This window comes from Eubacterium ramulus (assembly GCF_003122485.1).
Classification (GTDB): domain Bacteria; phylum Bacillota; class Clostridia; order Lachnospirales; family Lachnospiraceae; genus Eubacterium_I; species Eubacterium_I ramulus_A.
This window is the reverse complement of record NZ_JRFU01000118.1, coordinates 1-2710: the sequence shown is the minus strand read 5'-3', so window position 1 is coordinate 2710 and position 2710 is coordinate 1. Positions and strand designations below refer to the sequence as shown.

The window sequence follows — 2710 nt, the reverse complement described above, 5'->3', positions numbered from 1 at the left end:
ACTCACCACTTGCAGAAGTGGGAGTCTCAACTCAGACTGAGATGAAACAATGAACATACATAAATCATTCAAAAACAAAGAAAACTTTTGCAGACGTTAAGAGTTTTTTAAGATTTCAGTGGTATACTAAATTTATTAAAATTCAGGTCGAACGCACATGAGACTTGGCGCGTAACTCCGGTCAGCGTAAGCTGACATATTCTTTTTAGAAAAAGACACTACTCCGAAAGGGACGAATTTACCATGAAGAAAAAACTGATTTCTCTGCTGCTGTGCCTTGTACTGTTCGCGGCATTATTTGGCGGAGCACTTTACTATAGTATAAACGCAAACGAAAAAGCGGTCTGGTATTTTTCCAGTGACTGCGAAGGCAAATTGAACAGTCTGTCGCACGTTCCCCAAAGTGCCCTTGCCAGCTATGACTCTCTGATGATCGTCGCGCATCCGGATGATGAAACAATCTGGGGCGGTTCTCATCTGTTGAACGGAAACTATGTAGTTGTGTGCATCACCAATGGCAATAACAAAACCCGCCGCCGGGAATTTGAATCTGTCATCAGACAAACCGACTCCATCGGCATTATGCTGACCTATCCGGACAAAACACTTGGGAAACGCGATAACTGGAACAGCTGCAAAACGGAAATTGAAAAAGACATTGCTTCGATTCTGAAAATGAATGACTGGAAAACCATCGTAACCCACAATCCGGAGGGAGAATATGGACACATTCACCATCAGATGACCAGCGAACTGACCACAACTGCTGTCTCTGACCAGGAACAGCTTGACCGGCTTTACTATTTTGGGAAATATGTGAAAGCGAAAAATATGGATTCCGACAAATATAAAAAATACCTGACCAATGCCATCTCCGGTCAGGAATTAGACCGTAAAATGGCATTGACCAGGTTATATGGTTCTCAGGAAAAAGTTATGGAGCATCTTGGTCACATGCTGCCTTACGAAAACTGGATTCCAGCATCTCAATGAACGTTTCCACAAAATCTCCATAAAAGTAAGAAAGCTTTTACTGGGTATCACCTCAACACACAATAAAAGCTTTTCTTTCACTATTAATTTTCCTTTATTACAACAATTCCCGTACCTGATATGCAAGGATCAGTTCAAACCGGCTCTGCAAACCACTGAAATCCCTGCCAAGGATCTTCTTGATCTTATTTAACTGGTAATTAATGGTGTTTCTGTGCACGTACACCGCATCTGCCAGTGCCTGCACGCTGCCGTCCAGCTCAAGATAGCGGCGCAGGAGTTCCAGATACTGTGTGTCATTTTCCCGGTCATAACGTTCCAATGCACCAAGCGTCTCGTGATAATAACTCTCCAGAACTTCATTATCTCCCACGGACAACAGAATCTTTTTCGCACCAAATTCATCATAAAAAAGTGGACTTTCCCCACGTTTTCGTGCCAGACGCAACAGGGTACAGACTTTTTTATAGTTCTCAAACAAATGCTCGATTCCGGGTTCATTCTGACTGACGGCAATCTTTAACGTCACAGTATCGAAACCTTCCTGCTCCTCCAGACGTTTTGCCAAATCGTGGATCTCCTCGTTTGCGAAATCATTCAATACGATAAAAATAGACTCTGAAGACACAAAATATCCGATGGTTCCCACCATTCGCTCCACCCGGCGCAGCAGATGCGACCGAAACATTTTCTGCCGGTAGACATTTCGGTTCAGAAAATCAATGTCGATTCCCATGATGCAGAATTTTCCATTTACATTAAAGTTATTGCGGGCAAGAGCCGGAAGATATTCTCTGGCATTTTTCGGATCAAACACGATATTTTTCAATGTGTCCGCCAGATTTTCTTCTTCTTTTTCGTTCTGGAAGATCTGGTTGGAAAAATCTCTCGTAATGTCCACCAGACGGGTTTTCCACGGCACTTCCAGCAATGGAAAATTCATTTTATTACAATAATCAATGACGGACTGTGGCACGGATGTAATGTAAGGTCCCACATTAACCACCAGACCACTGGCTTCCCGCTCATACAGATTTTCTACAAATTCCAGTAGCCATTCATTGCCGTTCTGCGCAATTCCCGTGGTAAAGATCAGTTCTCCGCCGTGAATGAATCCACCGGTCTCCACGTCCTCCAGGGTATGGATCCACTGCACGATATTGCCTGTCCCGTTCTCTCCTGCCAGAATCCGCATTCCGTACAGATAACTTGCTTTTTCACATAACTGCCTCAGTAAAATAGCCATACACATCGCTCCTAACTGAAAATTTTCCGCAATAATCCTACAGAAATCACACTATTTAAGTCTCAAAAAAGCTCTTATTGTAATCACACAGAACTCAATTGCAAAATCATCTCTAAATAGTTCCAATTTCTGTAAAAAAGAAGCCATGACCAGAAATGGTCATGGCTTCTTTGCGTCTGTCTTCGTTATTCTCCGTCAGCATTTCCCTAAATACTGACTTTTGATATATAGTAACTGTATTTTACAAAAAAGGCAAGTATATTTTTCACAATTTTTCTTGTGCTGCGGCACAAACATTCTTGAACAGCCCCATTTTTTCTTTTTGCTCACATATTTTTTTCTTGAAACAGTTTTCTCTCAATAAAAGGTTTAACCTAATCTCCAAACCGATAATTGACATAATCCACGTTCAAGTCGAACGTACGTGAGACTTGGTGCGTGATTCTGGTCAGCGCAAGCTGACATCTTCTT

At 42.2% G+C, this 2710-nt stretch carries 2 protein-coding genes; one reads left to right on the top strand and one right to left on the bottom strand.

Annotated elements, in window-relative coordinates:
* The first annotated feature begins 243 nt into the window (after nt 1-243).
* Nucleotides 244-993: a PIG-L family deacetylase gene (locus tag LG34_RS10285; RefSeq protein WP_109215964.1), complete on the top strand. Its 750-nt coding sequence runs from the start codon at nt 244-246 to the stop codon at nt 991-993.
* A 97-nt stretch (nt 994-1090) separates the two neighbouring features.
* Here the strand turns inward: LG34_RS10285 and LG34_RS10280 are convergent, their stop codons facing one another.
* Nucleotides 1091-2239: a PucR family transcriptional regulator gene (locus tag LG34_RS10280; RefSeq protein WP_181369345.1), complete on the bottom strand. Its 1149-nt coding sequence runs from the start codon at nt 2237-2239 to the stop codon at nt 1091-1093.
* Nucleotides 2240-2710 lie beyond the last annotated feature (471 nt).

What these genes read in the sequence shown, in the direction of transcription:
- LG34_RS10285 (WP_109215964.1), top strand. Translation starts at nt 244, where the DNA reads ATGAAGAAAAAACTGATTTCTCTGCTGCTGTGCCTTGTACTGTTCGCG.
- LG34_RS10280 (WP_181369345.1), bottom strand. Translation starts at nt 2,239, where the DNA reads ATGGCTATTTTACTGAGGCAGTTATGTGAAAAAGCAAGTTATCTGTAC.